Annotated in this window: 19 protein-coding genes; 8 read left to right on the forward strand and 11 right to left on the reverse strand. The window is 46.1% G+C overall.

Going from position 1 to position 17,249, the window contains the following annotated elements; all coding sequences use genetic code 11:
* The first annotated feature begins 11 nt into the window (after positions 1–11).
* From I8J31_RS12980 to I8J31_RS12990, 3 genes are read left to right on the forward strand one after another with little or no spacing between them, the layout of a single operon-like run.
* Positions 12–878 (forward strand): inositol monophosphatase family protein, encoded by an 867-nt coding sequence (locus I8J31_RS12980; RefSeq protein ID WP_199469002.1) that lies wholly within the window; start codon positions 12–14, stop codon positions 876–878.
* 58 nt (positions 879–936) lie between these two features.
* Positions 937–1,347: a nucleotidyltransferase substrate binding protein gene (locus I8J31_RS12985; RefSeq protein ID WP_199469003.1), complete on the forward strand. Its 411-nt coding sequence runs from the start codon at positions 937–939 to the stop codon at positions 1,345–1,347.
* Complete coding sequence (locus I8J31_RS12990) at positions 1,344–1,652, forward strand: nucleotidyltransferase family protein (protein WP_199469004.1); 309 nt, start codon at positions 1,344–1,346, stop codon at positions 1,650–1,652. The genes I8J31_RS12985 and I8J31_RS12990 overlap by 4 nt, the downstream gene beginning before the upstream one ends.
* Before the next feature lie 79 nt (positions 1,653–1,731).
* On the opposite strand, the gene I8J31_RS12995 is transcribed toward I8J31_RS12990, so the two are convergent.
* On the reverse strand, positions 1,732–2,766 hold the full coding sequence (locus I8J31_RS12995) for a Rieske 2Fe-2S domain-containing protein (protein ID WP_199469005.1): 1,035 nt from the start codon (positions 2,764–2,766) through the stop codon (positions 1,732–1,734).
* 119 nt (positions 2,767–2,885) lie between these two features.
* Between I8J31_RS12995 and I8J31_RS13000 the strand changes: the two genes are divergently transcribed.
* Positions 2,886–3,833, forward strand: a complete 948-nt coding sequence (locus I8J31_RS13000) for an AraC family transcriptional regulator (RefSeq protein WP_199469006.1) — start codon at positions 2,886–2,888, stop codon at positions 3,831–3,833.
* A 48-nt stretch (positions 3,834–3,881) separates the two neighbouring features.
* On the opposite strand, the gene I8J31_RS13005 is transcribed toward I8J31_RS13000, so the two are convergent.
* Both I8J31_RS13005 and I8J31_RS13010 read right to left on the reverse strand, forming a co-directional pair.
* Entirely contained in the window at positions 3,882–5,342 is a 1,461-nt protein-coding gene (locus tag I8J31_RS13005; protein WP_199469007.1) for a mannan-binding lectin, read from the reverse strand.
* A gap of 269 nt (positions 5,343–5,611) precedes the next feature.
* On the reverse strand, positions 5,612–6,511 hold the full coding sequence (locus tag I8J31_RS13010) for a LysR family transcriptional regulator (protein WP_199469008.1): 900 nt from the start codon (positions 6,509–6,511) through the stop codon (positions 5,612–5,614).
* 151 nt (positions 6,512–6,662) lie between these two features.
* Between I8J31_RS13010 and I8J31_RS13015 the strand changes: the two genes are divergently transcribed.
* The 3 genes from I8J31_RS13015 (at position 6,663) to I8J31_RS13025 (ending at position 9,276) form a co-directional block, all read left to right on the forward strand.
* Complete coding sequence (locus I8J31_RS13015; protein ID WP_199469009.1) at positions 6,663–7,529, forward strand: MBL fold metallo-hydrolase; 867 nt, start codon at positions 6,663–6,665, stop codon at positions 7,527–7,529.
* Positions 7,523–8,143, forward strand: a complete 621-nt coding sequence (locus I8J31_RS13020) for a DsbA family protein (RefSeq protein ID WP_199469010.1) — start codon at positions 7,523–7,525, stop codon at positions 8,141–8,143. Before I8J31_RS13015 ends, I8J31_RS13020 begins: the two co-directional genes overlap by 7 nt.
* A gap of 281 nt (positions 8,144–8,424) precedes the next feature.
* On the forward strand, positions 8,425–9,276 hold the full coding sequence (locus tag I8J31_RS13025; protein WP_199469011.1) for a mechanosensitive ion channel family protein: 852 nt from the start codon (positions 8,425–8,427) through the stop codon (positions 9,274–9,276).
* Between the two features lie 110 nt (positions 9,277–9,386).
* On the opposite strand, the gene I8J31_RS13030 is transcribed toward I8J31_RS13025, so the two are convergent.
* The 3 genes from I8J31_RS13030 to I8J31_RS13040 are packed head-to-tail and all read right to left on the reverse strand — an operon-like array spanning position 9,387 to position 11,965.
* Positions 9,387–10,562, reverse strand: coding sequence for an acetyl-CoA C-acetyltransferase (locus I8J31_RS13030; protein ID WP_199469012.1), 1,176 nt, complete (start codon positions 10,560–10,562; stop codon positions 9,387–9,389).
* A gap of 15 nt (positions 10,563–10,577) precedes the next feature.
* A complete protein-coding gene (locus tag I8J31_RS13035) occupies positions 10,578–11,240 on the reverse strand; it encodes a CoA transferase subunit B (RefSeq protein ID WP_199469013.1) in 663 nt (220 codons plus the stop codon).
* Positions 11,241–11,263: 23 nt separating this feature from the next.
* A complete protein-coding gene (locus tag I8J31_RS13040; RefSeq protein WP_199469014.1) occupies positions 11,264–11,965 on the reverse strand; it encodes a CoA transferase subunit A in 702 nt (233 codons plus the stop codon).
* 107 nt (positions 11,966–12,072) lie between these two features.
* On the opposite strand from I8J31_RS13040, the gene I8J31_RS13045 reads away from it, so the two are divergent.
* Positions 12,073–12,954, forward strand: a complete 882-nt coding sequence (locus tag I8J31_RS13045) for a LysR family transcriptional regulator (protein WP_199469015.1) — start codon at positions 12,073–12,075, stop codon at positions 12,952–12,954.
* Positions 12,955–13,151: 197 nt separating this feature from the next.
* Here I8J31_RS13045 and I8J31_RS13050 read toward each other — a convergent pair whose 3' ends face one another.
* The 5 genes from I8J31_RS13050 to I8J31_RS13070 form a co-directional block, all read right to left on the reverse strand.
* Complete coding sequence (locus I8J31_RS13050) at positions 13,152–13,985, reverse strand: ABC transporter substrate-binding protein (RefSeq protein ID WP_199469016.1); 834 nt, start codon at positions 13,983–13,985, stop codon at positions 13,152–13,154.
* A gap of 69 nt (positions 13,986–14,054) precedes the next feature.
* The gene (locus I8J31_RS13055) at positions 14,055–14,780 is read right to left on the reverse strand and encodes an amino acid ABC transporter ATP-binding protein (RefSeq protein ID WP_199469017.1); all 726 of its coding nucleotides are present in this window, start codon (positions 14,778–14,780) and stop codon (positions 14,055–14,057) included.
* Positions 14,781–14,860: 80 nt separating this feature from the next.
* Positions 14,861–15,577 (reverse strand): amino acid ABC transporter permease, encoded by a 717-nt coding sequence (locus tag I8J31_RS13060; protein WP_199469018.1) that lies wholly within the window; start codon positions 15,575–15,577, stop codon positions 14,861–14,863.
* Between the two features lie 6 nt (positions 15,578–15,583).
* Positions 15,584–16,288, reverse strand: a complete 705-nt coding sequence (locus I8J31_RS13065; RefSeq protein ID WP_199469019.1) for an amino acid ABC transporter permease — start codon at positions 16,286–16,288, stop codon at positions 15,584–15,586.
* 129 nt (positions 16,289–16,417) lie between these two features.
* Positions 16,418–17,164, reverse strand: a complete 747-nt coding sequence (locus I8J31_RS13070; protein ID WP_199469020.1) for an SDR family oxidoreductase — start codon at positions 17,162–17,164, stop codon at positions 16,418–16,420.
* Positions 17,165–17,249: the final 85 nt, after the last annotated feature.

Below are 17,249 nucleotides of genomic sequence, written 5' to 3' on the forward strand. Positions count from 1 at the left end.
AATGGTACAGAATGAATCTCGACCAAACATCCCAAAAGCAACTCATCGACATCGTCCGCCGCGCAGGACAAGAGATTGTCATGCCAAACTTTCGCCAACTTAGTGCAGCCGATATCACCACCAAAAGTAGCCTGAGCGATCTGGTCACCATTGCAGACCAAGCCAGTGAAGACTTCATAACCAGTCAAATTCAACAGTACTTTCCTGATTGGGCCATCGTCGGAGAAGAAGCTGTCGCCGCAGATCCATCCACCACAGACAAAATTAGCCGCGCACAAACCTGTGTCATCATCGACCCGATTGACGGTACATGGAACTTCGCCCATGGCCTATCCGACTTTGGTATCATCCTCGCCGTAGTGGTCGAAGGCGTGACTCGCTTTGGCTTGCTTTATGACCCAGTCAATGACGATTGGATCTATGGCAATTTAGGAGAAGGCGCCTTTTACCAAAGAACCGCCATGGACGAAAAAGGCCAGCTCTCTTTACCCATACAAGCACTCACACAAGCGCCTAAACCGCTACACATCACCCCAGAAACCGACTTAAAACGACTGGCAGGCATCATGTCAGTACATTCCTATGAAGGCGACAAAAAACACGACTTCGCCATCAAAGCCAGCCACTTTGCCCGTATTAACAACTTGCCCTCATGTCCTGCTTACCGACAAATGGCCCAAGGCCACTTCCACTTCAGCCTCACCTACAAAATGATGCCATGGGACCACGCCGCTGGTGTCCTCATCTACACAGAAACCGGCGGTGTATGCCGCACCCTAGACGGCCAAGACTACTCACCCGCCCTACCGGATGGGGAAATGCTCACCGCACAATCAGAACAGCAATGGCAGGAATTAGCGGCGCACTTTAAGAAGTAAAAAAAACTGTAACTTATGACATAATGCCGTAATCGATTAGGCCAAAGAGACGATAAGGATGACTGAAGACCACTTACCCACTGAACGCTGGAAGCAGCGTTTTCAGAATTACAAAAAAGCGCTGTTGCAACTTAATGAAGCGGTAGAAGCCTACGATGAAACCTCACCAAACATCGTAAAAGAAGGCGTATTACAACGCTTCGAGTTTACTCATGAACTCGCGTGGAAAGTGCTAAAAGACTACCTAGAATACGAAGGCCACCAGAACATCACAGGGTCAAGAACCGCCACCAGACTGGCCTTTAACCTCGGCTTAATTGAAGACGGCCAAACATGGATGGACATGATAGAAAGTCGTAATAAAACCGTGCACGCCTACGACGCCAGCATACTCGAAACCGAATTTTTAAAAGTACGCAATTACAATCACTGCTTCATTCAACTACAAGAAAAGTTCACCAACCTATGACACTCAATCAATATGGCCTTCCGACCACCCTCATGGGTAAAATGTCGGCGGTTTTTACAAGGTATCCAGAAATACAAAAAGTCACCCTATTCGGATCACGCGTTACAGGTAAATTCCGTACTGGCTCAGACATAGACCTTGCAATCACTACATCCCAAGCCGATACCCTCTCTCATCTTCACCACGAGCTAGACGAACTAAACAGCCCCTACTTGATCGACTTAGTTGATGAAAGCAGCATCACCAACCCAGCCTTAATCAAACACATTCAAGACGTGGGCGTGGTGATTTACCAAGCGTCATAAAGAGGCTGAGTTTACTCCCTTAATACTCAGCCCTATAAAGCAGAACAAGAAAACTTTTACTTTTCAGCAAGCTCGTGCTTTATGCCTCTTCTTCAGCTTGAATCAATTCCTGTAATTTTCGTCTCGCACGCATTCCGGCCACATCACCGGGAAGGTACACAGGTTTTAGGGCGATCAAATCCGTTCCTGGCATGCGTTCATGACAGGCTTCGACCATAGGTTCATCTTCAAACTCGAACGCGTTATTGATTTGAATGCGTATACCTTCACTTAAACCGGCATCGTCAAGTTTTTTGTTGCGGGCAACCGCATAGAAATAATGGGAGGAATTCTCAGTTTCAGGCGTAATTAAATGAATACCGGGGAAGCAGGCACCGTCTTCAATGGTGCCATTTTCTGCTGAAAAGCCTGTATCCAAATACAGCACACTAGGGGGCTGCCAGCACATATGAGCACGCAGAGTACCAATCGCGGGCGCTTCGTCCCAAAGCAGAGAAAATAATGGCGAAACCGGGCAATTGTAATTCCAATGCATGGACCACACGGTATTGCCGTCTATCTCGACTTTGCGCTCCTCTTTAAAGCCTGCTGGTGGCTCGCCATCCGAGGAAAGAAAAGAATGCAAATAAGGAACATGACTCAGATCGAGCAAGTTATCTGCCACCAATTCGTAATGGCATTTTACATTGAGGTAACCATGTACCGATGTCCAACCTTCACGCTTATCGCATTCACCAATATCGATAATACTTTCAGGGTCTGCTTGACTTGCTTCCCCCATCCAAATCCATATAACACCTTGTGCTTCAACGACAGGGTAATATTTAACACTGCACCCCTTCGGGATAGCACCGTTACCATGAGGGTTGTGCGTACCATTTCCTTTAGCATCAAATACCAAACCATGGTACCCACAGGCAATATTATTGCCTTGTACTTTCCCTTTGCTTAGGGGTGCAAACCGATGAGGACACCGATCTTCTAAAGCGATTGCTGTGCCATCTTCTCCTCGGTAAAGCACAACTGGTTCATTCAGTAATGTAATCGCTAATGGTGTATCAACTAAGTCGTGGCTCCAACCAGCGCAATACCACGTATTTCGAAGAAATTTCATGCCCTTATCCTTCTTATTTTAATTGGAAGGACAGAATAGGAGATATAAATTGGACAATATACACCACATAATCCATATTATCGGACATATAATCCAAAAGTAGCCTTATAGACTTCATTATGGACTTACTGAGTGACGTACTTTTATCATTGAAATTACGCTCTACTATTATCTCCAACTGGCAGTTGAGTGAGCCTTGGGGCTTTGAAACCAAATCATTCCCTGCGGGGTATTGCTTTAATATTGTGGCAGGAGAACTTTGGTTTTCTGCGCCGGACAGTGAGCCGGAATTATTGCTAGCCGGTGACTCCGTTCTGGTTCCCATCGGGGGAGAATTCAATTTCTACTCGTCTGATAATGCACCGATAGCACCATTACACGCCCTATGGAAAGGAGACAACTTTGCGGGTTTTGATCACTACCTGCCGAGTGAATTGCATCAGGTCAATTGGGGTGGCGGCGGAGCAAAGACAACCCTGCTCTCCTTTGCCTTTGAATTTCAGCCTAATGTGCAACTCGACCTATTAAAGGCATTACCCAGCGCGATCATTCTACGACAATACCAAGGGACTGAGTTTCCCTCCTTTCAATCTGCCATTGCTTTTCTCAGTCAAGATGCCAGTAACAAGCAACCGGGTTTTGTGGCCATTGCGGCTCAATTAGTTGAATTGATTATCATCGGCCAACTTCGCTCTTATATCTTGTCAGAAACAAAACACCCCAAAGGTTGGCTACAAGGTTTATTGGATAAAAAAGTCGGTAAAGCCTTAGCCGCCATTCATCGACACCCAGAACAACAGTGGAGCGTCACTCGCCTCGCGGTTCATGCGGGAATGTCTCGATCCAGTTTTGCACAACGCTTCCAACAACGAGTTGGCGTTGGCCCCATCACCTATTTAAGCCACTGGCGCATACAATTGGCAGCGGAGCTCCTGCAAACGACAAAACACTCGATAAGCGAAATTACAGAGATAGTAGGTTGGACCTCTGACCGCAGTTTCAGGCGTCTTTTTAATCAAAGAATGGGCAAATCGCCACTGGCATTTCGGCGGGATGCAAAACAATAAGTAAGGGGGCTAAAAAGCCCCCTTACTGACGACAAGCAGGGTAAATGATTACTTCAGTTCACAACCACAAACAGACCCGGCACTGAGGTTGATGTTGGTCCACTGACCATTCCATGATGGTTTTTTGCCATTGTAACTTACCAGTCCATTACAGGTAGCTGCACAGATAGCAGGCGCTGCGCCATTGCCTGTAATAATGCTACTGGTGGACGCATCAATCGCGAGCCCTTGACCAAATTTAATGTCTTTAAAAATATGGCTAAGTGCTTGAGAAGTAATGTTGTTACTTGGTTGCTCTGAGGTGCCTTGATAGTTATGACAACCAAAGCAATTGCTCGCGAAGTCATTGTTTAAATTCACGTGCTGATAATCCGTTTCGGCAACCGTGTTCGCCAAACGCAATGAGCCTCGCTCATTTGGCACGCCAATGCCCCCTGAGTTTTTGGTTATGTCACTTACCCATAACGCGCCCACATTAAAGTAGTTCTTTAATAGCTGCATAGAAGCGGCTGTGCTTGGTTTGTCATACAAAGCCAGCATACCTGCATTTTGCGCCATGACATCAGCTAGGTTTTCTGCCGCTTTATGATCTCCACTGGCCGTTCCATAGGGATGTACACGACAAATGTTAGTTGGCGTTCCCATTGGCTCTGTTTGTTTGCTCTTAGGATTATTAAAGTTGCACGAATTGCCTTTCTTTGCCGTTTCTGGCAATCCAGCCGCACAGGATGCACTGGCAAACATCCAACTTGTATCGGTCTTCACATTGGGAAACGCGCAGTCCGGCGAATTTATTTTATGCTCGTAAGTTGCCCAGACAAATTCTGGGTGGTCTTCCGTGGCGACGGCTATGTGCATACCAACCAAGCCCAGAACGCCACTTATCGAAGGGGCGGCTTGAGTGACAAAGGTATTAGAGTTGATCTCTGCCGTGGACAGCTTTTTCCAGGCAAATTTTAGTTCCATGGTGCCAGCTGAAAAGTTAATTTGATTTGCGGCATTCATTTTAACGGCGCTGGCGGTTTGCTTACACGTAGCTCGGTCAAACCTCACATCGTAATACACCACATTACGGTCTTGAGCATAAATGGTTGCACCACCGCCTGCTTGACCAGTAGATAACCCCGACTTATCTAAGCCTGTCCGTAATGTCGGGCCGATAATGACATCGTCGCAAGAATCCGCTGGTGTGCCATCACCATTGAACTCTAAGACTGGAAAATTAGCCTGCACTTGAAAGTTACGCACCTTGCTATCGCTAGCAGACGGAGACATCAAATATAAAAAAGTCTGCGTAGAGAATTGATAGAAGTCGCAGAAGTTTGAATCCTTCCCATCGCTTTTTTTTACTTCTGTTGGTAAAGAAGGTGAGCTCAACCAAGTTGAGTCAACGGGACAGACCGAATTAGCAGCATACGATGTCGCGGCTGTTTCACCATAGGATAGCGCAGGTAAAAAAAGCATAGGAATGAACAGTAAGCTGCTAAGCAAAAACCTTTTAATCATCATTTTGTACTCCCTGTATTGTTTAATCGTTTCTCCATTTCTCCAGGAACAAAAGTCAATCAACATAGACAACATCATTGATAAAACGCCATGAGAAGTAAGGACAGTGCAAAATCAATCGCTCAGGCTCGAAAGGCATGGCCTAAAGGGGCACGTTTGCACTGCCCTAACTATAGGCGAAAATATCAAGATGGGTATGACACGCTATTACATAAGCTAGATTGAGAAAAAGCATTTTCATTCATACACGGCCTGTCCATGTCACTTTTTTCTCACCAAGGATGTGCGGCAAAGTAACTTTCTAAGTGGTCAATCAAGGCACGTACGGTGGGCGATAGGTGTTTTCTGGAAGAATATAGGGCGTAAATGCTGAGCGCTTTAGGCTTCCATTCTGGCAACACGTGAATCAGTCTGCCATCCTTTATGTAACGGTTCGCCAGATACGTTGGTTGCATGCTAATGCCGATGCCATTCAGCGTGCCATGTAACAGTGCGTTGGCTTCGTTAACAGTGAGACGACAGTCTACGGTGACGGATTCAAATTGGTCATTTTTTGATAAGTGCCAAATATGTTGCTCAAAATTTTTGTAGCCTAAACAGTCATGCCTAGTTAAGTCCTGCGGGTCGCTAATGTCACCGACGCTTGCTTGTGCTTTTTGTAGATAGTCCGGTGATGCCACCAATACCGATTCACACCGAGCGATAGGCTTGCCAATTAAAGAAGGGTCTGGATTAGAAGCAATGCGCAAAGCAAGGTCGATGCTTTTTTCCGTCAAGTTCGCCGCACTGTCCTCAAGGTCTATGTCGATACATACTTGAGGGTACTCATCCATAAAGGCTTGAATGGCGGGCATGAGCTGTGAAAAACCAAACGACATGCTGGTGGTCACTCGTACCAAGCCAGACAATTCTTTGCCCATGTTCGCGAGGGAAGTAATTTTATCTGCTTGCTCTAACCAAAGCTCCACGTCTTTTAGGCAGGACTCTCCTGCTGTGGTTAAAGATATTTTTCGGGTCGTTCGGTGCAGTAGCCGTGTTTTTAACCAGTCTTCCATGGCTTCCATATAACGGGTCACCATGGGTCTAGACATATTTAAGCGTTCCGCAGTGGCGGTGAAACTGCGCGATTGCGCTACATCTATAAATACTTTGGCAGCGATAACTCGGTCCATTTTATTCACCCAATAATTAGAACGATTTGAGAAACAATAATGCTCATTTTTGTGTATTTTTCCGATCACGTCAATTCTTTACTATACTTGCAAGCATTAAGGCAGCGACCCATTTGCTGTAAACATTACATAACGAACGTTGGAGAAAAACATGAAAAAATTGATTACCTTAGCGGCTTCAGCCCTGATCGCTCATTCTGCCTTTGCAGCGGACTCAAAAGCGCTAACTCTAGATGTATACAATGCCGCACCGACTAGCTTCGGCGTGACTTCTACTGTGGTATACGGTGAAACAGAAGCCATGGTGATTGATGCTGGATTCACAAAAGCAGATGCTTTGCGCATTGCCGCGAAAGTGTTGGATTCTAATAAAGAATTGAAAACGATTTTTATTAGCCAAGCGGACCCTGACTATTACTTTGGTGCGGAAACACTGCATGAGATTTTTCCAAAAGCAGACATCATCACCACACCTGCTGTTAAAAAAGCGATTGAGAAAAAGCTAGCATCTAAAATAGCAACTTGGAGCCCACGAATGGGTGTTAATGCTCCGGTAAATCCTATCGTTCCAGCAGCTTATACTCAGTCTACTTTGACGGTTGATGGTCAAACTATCGAGATTCGTGGTACTGAAGGCGTGTTGGCTAACCGCCCTTACCTTTGGATTCCATCAAGCAAAACCATTTTAGGCAATGTTGCCGTATTCGGTAACATGCATTTATGGATGGCTGATGCGCAATCTGACGAAATTCAATCCGCTTGGAAAGCACAGTTGAAAGAGCTGATTGCCCTTAAACCAACCACGGTTGTGCCTGGCCATATGTCTCAAGGTACGGCTTTAACAGCGGATAACATCACGTTCTCCCTTGACTACATCAACACTTTCCAAAAAGTGAAGAAAGACAGCAAAGACAGTGCTGAGTTTATTAAAACTATGTCTGCGACATACCCAAATGCTCAAGGTGCATTGAACCTAAGCATCGCAGCGAAAGTCCATAAAGGCGAAATGAAATGGTAAAAGTTCATTACTTCTTCGACCCAATGTGTGGTTGGTGTTATGGCGCAACCTCATTAGTTGAAATACTAGCGAACATGGGTGAATTCGAGATCGCTTACCACCCAGGTGGCATGATCCCGAAACGTGCCATTGAACCCGCTTTTAGACAACACATTTTGCAGGCTGACGGTCAAATCGCAGCCATGACAAAAGCACACTTTGGTGATGCATACAAAGCAAGAGTGGCAAGCACAGGTGAGTTTGTTATCGATTCTTACCTACCGACCCAAGCCTTCATGGTGGGTATCGAAATGGGTGTTGAGCCACACACTATGCTAAAAGCGATTCAACAGGCCCATTATCAAGATGGTAAGGCACTGGATAAGCCAGAAGCGTTACAAGCCCTAGCGGTAACACTTGGTCTTGATGAAGCGACTTGGAAAGATAAAATGGCCGGTGCTGAACCCGCCATGATGAAAGAAATACAAGAAAGCCATCGTTTAATGGGACAGCTACAAGTCAGTGGTTACCCAACCTTGATCATCGAAAAGGATGACAAGCTAAGCCGCTTACCACATAGCTCTTACTACGGTAGAGTTGCTGAGTGGAAAGACTATCTCACTAACCTAGTGTAGAAAACCTTAGCGTCACAAATGGCAAAATGCCCTATTCCATAAAAATGGATTAGGGCATTTTTTTGTCTACCATTTTTGCTGTCATTAAAATCCATAGTCTGCATTGTTCAACGCTGCCCTCAACCACCCGTTTCGTCACGTTATTCTCACTTTCAAAAGTTTACTTAACTGTTTTTTCTGCACAAATCATCACGCAATTCTGCTTCACATTGGCTACGCTTAAACCTAGTATCTGGCCCAGAAATTCATCGTTTATCTATCTATTAATAAGGATTATTACTATGTCGGAGTTGCTCGCAAACCTAGACGTTAACCAATACTTCCCCGTCGCTCTCGATTGGGCCACAAACATTCTTCTTGCTATAGTGATTTTGCTTATCGGCCTATGGATTGCCAGCAGTGCGAATAAACTGGTGATCGGCATCAGTAAAAAACACGCTCAGCTAGATGACACACTATTTCGCTTTTTAGGCAGTGTCGCGCGCTACATCATTTTAGCCTTCGTCATCATCGCGGTATTAAATCGTTTCGGCGTACAAACAGCCTCTATTGTGGCGCTCTTGGGTGCGGCTGGTTTAGCGGTTGGTTTGGCATTACAAGGCGCCATGTCTAACCTTGCGGCGGGCGTTATGTTGCTGATTTTCCGTCCTTATAAAGTCGGCGACTTCATTGATGCAGCGGGGCGTTTCGGTAATGTAACTGAAATAGATATGTTTACCACCATTCTACAAACCTTTGACAATCAACAGATCATCATTCCAAATAGCCAAATTTGGGGTCAGCAAATCATCAACCACTCCCATTACCCTGTGCGTGGTGTCGATATGCGTTTTGGCATTGCTTACGCAGAAAACATAGATAAAGCCCGTGCGGTCATTGATGATGTTTTGGCAAACCACCCGCACATTCTGAAAACACCAATGCCGTTTGTCGAAGTAGAAAAACTTAATGACAGCTCTGTGGATTTCATTGTGCGTCCATTCTGTAACGGCGAAAACTACTTTAACGTGCTGTATAGCGTGCCAGAGTTAATCAAAAAAGCCTTAGATGAAAATGGCATTGAGATTCCATTCCCGCACCGTAAAGTCTTTGTGGTAAACGAAACGCCAAAAGCAGATGAAGCGGCTAAATAAAAAATAATAGCCCCCTACTGTCGTGAACGACATGAAGCACAAAAAAATGCCCTATATCATATAGGGCATTTTTATTAGGAATTTACCTTTTACCTTGCGTGGCAATTACCCTAACGGGACACCAACATGGCCACGCCCATACCGCCACCAATGCACAAGGTCGCCAAGCCTTTTTTCGCTTCTTGGCGCTGCATTTGATGGATCAAGGTAATCAGGATACGACAGCCAGACGCCCCGATAGGATGGCCCAAGGCCACCGCACCACCGTTGACATTGACCTTGCTAGTATCCAATTCAAGTTCTTTATTAACACACATGGCTTGCACGGCAAAAGCTTCATTGGCTTCAACTAAATCTAGATCCGCCACTTTCCAAGCCGCTTTTTGCAGCACTTTTTGTGTAGCAGCAATCGGGCCTGTGCCCATAATTTGAGGGTCAACCCCCGCACTGCTCGCGGCTTCGATGACAGCAAGCACTGGCAGCCCTAAGCGTTTCGCTTCGGCATCGGATGTTACTACGACCATGGCCGCGCCATCGTTTAAAGTGGAAGCATTCCCCGCGGTTACCGTGCCTTCTTTCGCAAAAGCTGGGCGTAATTTAGCAAGGGATTCTGCCGTTGTATTAGGGCGAATTTGCTCATCCTCACTGACCACAACAGGCTCGCCTTTACGCTGTGGAATCGAGATGGGCACTATCTCTTCAACAAAGCGACCCTCCGCTTGTGCCTTGGCGGCTTTTTGCTGAGAATTCGCCGCAAAAGCATCTTGCTCAGCACGGCTCATGTTCCAGCGTTCGGCAATGTTTTCCGCCGTTTGGCCCATATGATAGTCATGGAAGGCATCCCATAACCCGTCCGTCACCATGGAATCTAACAATTCCCAATTACCCATTTTTTTGCCAGATCGGCTATTGGGTAATACGTGTGCCGCTTGGCTCATGCTTTCTTGACCACCGGCCACCACCATGGTGGCATCGCCATTTAATACCGCTTGAGCGGCCAATTGCACCGCTTTCAAACCTGAGCCACAAACCTTGTTAATGGTCATAGCGGAAACAGAATGCGCTAGTCCGGCATGCACCGCCGTTTGACGGGCTGGGTTTTGTCCACAACCTGCCGCTAATACTTGGCCTAAAATCACTTCGTCGATCTGGTCTTTCAACACGGGCTGTTTAGCCAATATGGAAGACAAGACTTGAGTACCAATTTGTACCGCATTTAAAGAAGATAACGCGCCATTAAAAGCCCCGATGGGAGACCTTGCCGCAGCAACGATGACAGCTTTCATATAATTGACCCCTTCTTATTTTGTAAAGACCATTTCTGGCACATCATCTGGAACGACCAGTTTACCTTGGGTCTTTTCGATAATTTCTTCCACCGATACGCCCGGTGCGCGCTCTTTTAACACAAAAGCGCCGTTTTCTATTTCTAACCACGCCAGATCGGTTAGGACTTTCTTAATACAGCCTTTACCTGTTAATGGCAAAGAACAATCTGCTAGCAATTTGGATTCGCCTTTTTTCGACGCGTGGGTCATGGTGACAATAATGTTGTCCGCCCCCGCTACCAAATCCATCGCGCCGCCCATGCCTTTGATCAATTTATTGGGGATCATCCAAGAAGCAATGTTGCCATTCACATCCACTTCAAATGCCCCCAATACCGTCAAATCCACATGGCCGCCACGTATCATGGCAAAGGATTCAGCGGAAGAAAAAATCGACGCCCCTTTAATCGCTGTGACCGTTTGTTTGCCGGCGTTTATCATGTCGGCGTCTATGGTGTCTTCGGTGGGAAACTCACCCATGCCGAGCAAACCATTTTCCGATTGCAGCATGACTTCCATATCATCAGGAATATAATTCGCCACCAAGGTCGGAATACCAATGCCTAGGTTAACGTAAAAGCCGTCTTGTAATTCTTGCGCCACACGTTGCGCCATTTGTTCACGAGTTAGAGCCATTTTATTCTTCTCCTCTTAGGGTGTTAGGCCGATTTCACGGTGCGTTGTTCGATGCGTTTTTCGAACGTGCCAAGAATGACGCGATCAACATAAATACCCGGAGTATGAATTTGCGTTGGGTCCAGTTCACCCACTTCGACAATTTCTTCCACCTCGACCACGGTGATTTTTCCCGCCGTCGCGACCAGAGGATTAAAATTCTGCGCCGTATGACGATAAACCACATTGCCATAACGGTCTGCTTTCCAACCTTTGACAATGGCAAAATCGCCTTTAATAGAAGGCTCTAACAAATACTCACGGCCATCAAACACCTTGACCTCTTTGCCTTCTGCCACCGGTGTACCAACACCGGTTGCCGTGTAAAAAGCTGGAATACCCGCGCCACCGGCGCGCATTTTTTCGGCTAACGTACCTTGCGGTGTCAGCTCGACTTCTAGCTCACCATCCAATAATTGTTTTTCAAATAAGGCGTTTTCACCCACATAAGAAGACACCATTTTGCGCACCTGCTTGTCTTCGAGCAAAACCCCCAAGCCAAAACCATCGACACCACAGTTGTTTGATACAACCGTTAATCCTTTGGTGCCTTTGCGTTTAATTTCACCAATCAGGTTTTCAGGAATACCACACAGGCCAAAACCGCCTGCCAACACCGTCATGTTATCTTCTAAACCTTGCATCGCCTCTTCATACGAGGTGACAACTTTGTCAAAACCGGCCATTTAGCGCTCCTATAGCGTTTTGTTGTTATTTTGAACATCCGACCAGTTTGACTCATGACGATAAATTAATTAAATTTGTTTTTACTATTTATTAATAAGTTTTCCAAATGAATATAAAACAAGTTCGTGCTTTCTTAGCCGTCGCCCAATCCATGAGCTTTGCCAGTGCCGCCACACAATTAAACCTATCTCAGCCGGCTTTGAGCCTATCAGTCAAAAGCCTTGAAGAAAGTTTGGGAGGGAAGCTACTCACCCGTACCACCCGCAGCATTACCCTGACACCGGAAGGCGAGGCTTTAGTCCCCCTTGCCAGACGACTACTAACCCAGTGGGAAAACGCCGAAGATGAAATGAAGCAACGCTTTGCCCTACAACTCGGTAAAATCAGCATCGCCTCTATGCCGTCTTTTGCAGCTTCATTACTGCCTAAAGCCATTCAAAACTACCATGAATCTTACCCCAACATTCAGGTCGCGATTAACGATGTTTTATCGGATATCGTGGTGGAAATGGTACGCAACAATCAGGTGGAATTAGGCATCTCCTTTGAACCCAGCAGCCTGATGGATTTGGCCTTTTATCCACTATATGAAGACAACTTCATTGCCATATTGCCCAAAGGCCACGTATTAGAGAAACAGGACAAGGTGCCTTGGAAAGCGCTACTTGAGTACGATTTCATCACCTTGCAACGCCCCTCCAGTGTACGCACCATGATAGAAAACACACTCGATGAAGCCGGCATTGAATTACAGGTCGCCTTCGATGCTCACCAGCTCGCCACGGTAGGACGCATGGTCAGTGAAGGCATGGGCGTGGCCGTTGTGCCGTCTTTATGTCGTCAGCAAGCCATTGAACAAGGCGCGGTGATACGCCCGGTCGTTGAACCAGAAATCCGCCGCCGAGTCGGCGTGATTTGCCAGCCAAGATCCAACCTTTCTATCGCCGCTTCCGCCATGCTGGATGTGTTAATTAAGACCTATGCCTAGGCAATATTTCCGCTTAGTGTTTGATATAGATGAAAATAACTTTTATATCAAGCGTCTCTTCTATTACACTGAACTTTGTACTTGGTATAAAAAAACCTCTTCGAGTTGCCGCTCGAAGAGGTTAACTGGGTACTCATATAGACTCATGCACGCTTAAGCTAACCCATTCATAGTTGGCTTAAGCGAGCCATTTCAGATTAATTCAGTGGTTCAAAGTCCAAATCAGCGATCTTTTGTACTTTATCAACACGTTTAATACCGTACACAGTATCCACACCGATCCATTTGTCCCAAATACTGTCTATGGTTCCGTCGTTTTCCATTGCCATCAGGGCCGTATTCACTTTGCCATAAAACGCCGCTTCACCTTGACGCATACCAACACCCACGGGCTCTAGCGCCATGGCTTCGTCTATCATTGCCAATTCAACACCGCTGTCTTTCGCGCTGCGGATCAAACTACGGGCCGTCATACCATTGGTCACCACACCCAAAGATTTGTTCTGTAATACCGCTAGGTAAGCAGAGCCGGTATCTTGAAAAGTAACTGGCTTAGCGCCCGCAAGACGGATAGATTGTTCCGAAGTCGAACCTTTTGTCGAGCTCAGTTTCTTGCCGCTAAAGTAGGCTTTGGATTTTTTCGCCAAAGGGGCTTTCACCACTAGACGTTCACGGGCGATGTAATAGGGGTCGCTAAATTGAATCTGCTCGGCACGGGTCTTGGTGTAAGCCAAATTCGCAATCACCACATCCACTCGCCCTTGGCGAAGTTCAGGAATACGCGCTTCCACAGACAGAGGCTTAAGCTCCACTGGAACACCTAACTTATCCGCTAAACCTTTACACAAATCCGTATCCATCCCCACTAGCTCACGGGTTTTAGGGTCCGGTGATGAAAAAGGTGGCACATCAGAAAACACACCACAGATGAATTTTCCTTTTGATTCAATATCTGACCATTGATCCGCCTGAGCAACTGAAATGCTAAGACCGGTTAATGCCAAAGTGGCAGCAATTGATTTAATTATCATTTTTACGTTCCTCTATTTTAGTGGTTTTTACTTACATTGCTTTTCAGTACATCCTTTAAAAATCTCGCGCTAAGCACGAATATCGCTAATAAAACTCTGCGCTCTCGGGTGAGTCGGGTTTTGGAAAAAGGTCTCAGGCTCAGCGACTTCCAAAATACGTCCTGCATCCATAAACCAAACTTTATCGGCCACCTCACGGGCAAAATTCATTTCATGGGTGACGCACATCATGGTCATGCCTTCTTTCGCCAGAGACTTCATCACACTCAGCACTTCGCCCACCATTTCAGGGTCTAGGGCACTGGTGGGTTCATCAAACAACATGGCTGGCGGCTCCATCGCCAGCGCTCTTGCAATGGCAACACGCTGTTGCTGGCCACCAGATAATTGATTCGGATAAGCATTCGCCTTATGGGACATGCCCACCATGTCTAACAGCTCCAAGGCTTTTGTCTTCACGTAGGAAGCGTTTAAGCCTTTTAATTTGGTTGGCGCTAAGGTGATATTGTCCAATACCGACATATGCGGAAATAAATTAAAATTCTGAAACACAAAGCCCACCCGACTGCGCAAGGTATTCAGATTGGAATCCACCCCATACACATCATGGCCGTTATAAAGAATCTGACCGCCTTGAATGTCTTCAAGGCGATTAACCGTCCTAATAAGAGTCGATTTACCAGACCCAGATGGGCCACATACCACGACCACTTCACCCTTTTTCACTTCCGCATTAACATCCACCAGTGCCTGATATTCGCCATACCATTTATTTACCTTCGAAAAAATAATCATCACGTCACCAGTCTTTATTCATCTTTAAAATCATCTTCAAAACCCCATCCTTACCAAGCGTTAGCGCGTTCTCGCTACGCTTAAGTGGCTATCAAAGCATCCCCTTGTCGTTTCGTATCGATACGACGTTCAAACCATTGGGCTAACTGAGTTAAACCGAAACACAAAAGGTAATAAGTCACCGCTAAAATGAAATACACCTCAAAGGGTTTAACCAACAACTGGTTGTTTACCTGATTCGCTGCAAAGGTCATTTCTTGGGCATTAATAATGTAACCAAGGGAGGTTTCTTTAATAATGGAAATAAACTGACTGATTAAACTGGGTATCGAGTTATACAAAGCCTGAGGTAAAAGAATAAAGACCATGGTTCTAAAATACCCCAACCCCAATGCCCTAGAAGCTTCAGTCTGCCCTGCCGGAAGCGATTGCAAACCGCCCCGTACGATTTCACACAAATAGGCACTTTGATAAAGCACCAAAGTACATAACATGGTGGTAAAGCCACTGATGTTACGTCCAATTAATGAAGGCACCAGAAAGTAAGTCCAAAAGATAATCATAATGAGCGGGATACCACGCATTACATAGACCCAAACCGTCACCGGATGACGGAAAATGCCATATGGTGAGGTTCTCGCAACCGCCAATAACACACTCAAAGGAAAGGCAATAATCAAGGCTAACGACGCCAGTATTAGCGTATTAACCAAGCCGCCTAATGGCCCATGGGGATATTGGCCAATTAAGAAAAGCTCCCAATATTGGCTTAATATATCAATCACGTTCAACAACATAGTGGCTTACCTCGCATACACTTTATTGAGTTTTTTCGCGAAAATTGCCCCACAGAACATAAGCAACAGCGAGAAAAACAAGTAAACCAGCGTACAAACCAAGTAGGACTGAAAAGTGAGAAAGGTATAATTTTCTACTTCTCGCGTCGCATAGGTCAGTTCCACCACCCCAATGGCCATCGCCAAACTGGTATTCTTAAACAGTAATATCGTGTGATTAATCAGCGAAGGCAGCGCATTACGAATTCCCTGTGGCAGGATGATGTAACGCATGGAACGCAAATAACCAAAACCCAAGGCCCTAGCCGCCTCCGTTTGACCACTGGAGATAGCGCGCATACCACTGCGAATATCTTCAGAAAAATACGCCGCTTGGCATAACCCTAAGGCGATGGCAGCAAAGATAAACTCCGCATTCTGATCCACCAGCCACATTTGCAATTCATAGGGAAATAACGAAGAAATACCGAAGTACCACAACATCAACTGCACCAAGGTTGGAATATTACGATGGTAGGACACATAACCCGCCACGGCCGCCACCGCCACTTTATGATTGGTCAAGCGGATCACCACCAAACTTAAGGCAATGACCATAGCCAACAACCAAGATAAAGCCGCCAACTCTAGCGTCATCTTAATGCCACGAAGAATAATATCGAGGTAATCGCCTTGCAGGACTTTCTCAAGGCCTTGTGTGAACTGACTCATATGGGACACCTAAATAGCTTTGTCATTTTGCTGCTTTGAGTAAATTCAAAAATCCCTTCCAAAGCGTCAACAGATCGCCATGGCAGAAGAAATTAAAACGAGCCCCTTGCGCGACACCGCGCAAAGGCATTAAACATCGGTTGGTCGTGTGGTTTGCAAACCACCGGGCACCTGCATGGTTGGGGTAATCTCCATATGGCCCACATTGACGGCAATCGGCGCATCAATGGCAAAGGCAATGGCATCGGCGATATCTTTAGCAACAGGTAATTCATAGCCTTCAATGTAATTTTTGTAGGTGGCTTCTGAATCCCCATGCACATGGGCAAAAATATCCGTTGCCACCCGTCCCGGGCAGATTTCAGTGACACGAACTCGCTTACCATAGGCATCAATACGTAATTGGCGGGAAAGCATACTCACCGCAGATTTGGTGGCATGGTAAGTAGAGTTACCACCAAAGTTATAAGCGCCAGCAATAGAGCTGATATTAATAATATGACCGCAATCTCTCGCCACCATGCCGGGTAATGTCAGGCGACAAAGCTGTAATACCGCCCGTAAATTCACATCGATTAAGGCGTCAATACCTTCCGCATCGGCTTTCAAAATAGAACCGGGACGATCCACACCGGCGCTGTTGACTAAAATATCGAAGTCATGCTGCTGGCAAAGCTCAGTAAGCTGAGCCAAGTCCGTCACATCAAAAGCATGGACCATACAGCCAGTTTTTTGCGCCAGCTCGGCTAATTTATCCGCACTACGGGCAAGTGCATGCACCTCGATGCCTTCCTGTACTAAGCGCTCAACGGTGGCGGCACCAATACCAGAAGAGGCGCCAGTAACAAGGGCTTTTTTATAGGTGGAAAATGGCATAGCTGTGTTCCTTATAATGTAAAATACTGAATGGCTGATTGACCTTAATACATTGAATCTCAGCACGGCTTCATTTCAATTTATA

The sequence above is a fragment of the Marinomonas transparens genome, from assembly GCF_016463975.1.
GTDB lineage: Bacteria > Pseudomonadota > Gammaproteobacteria > Pseudomonadales > Marinomonadaceae > Marinomonas > Marinomonas transparens.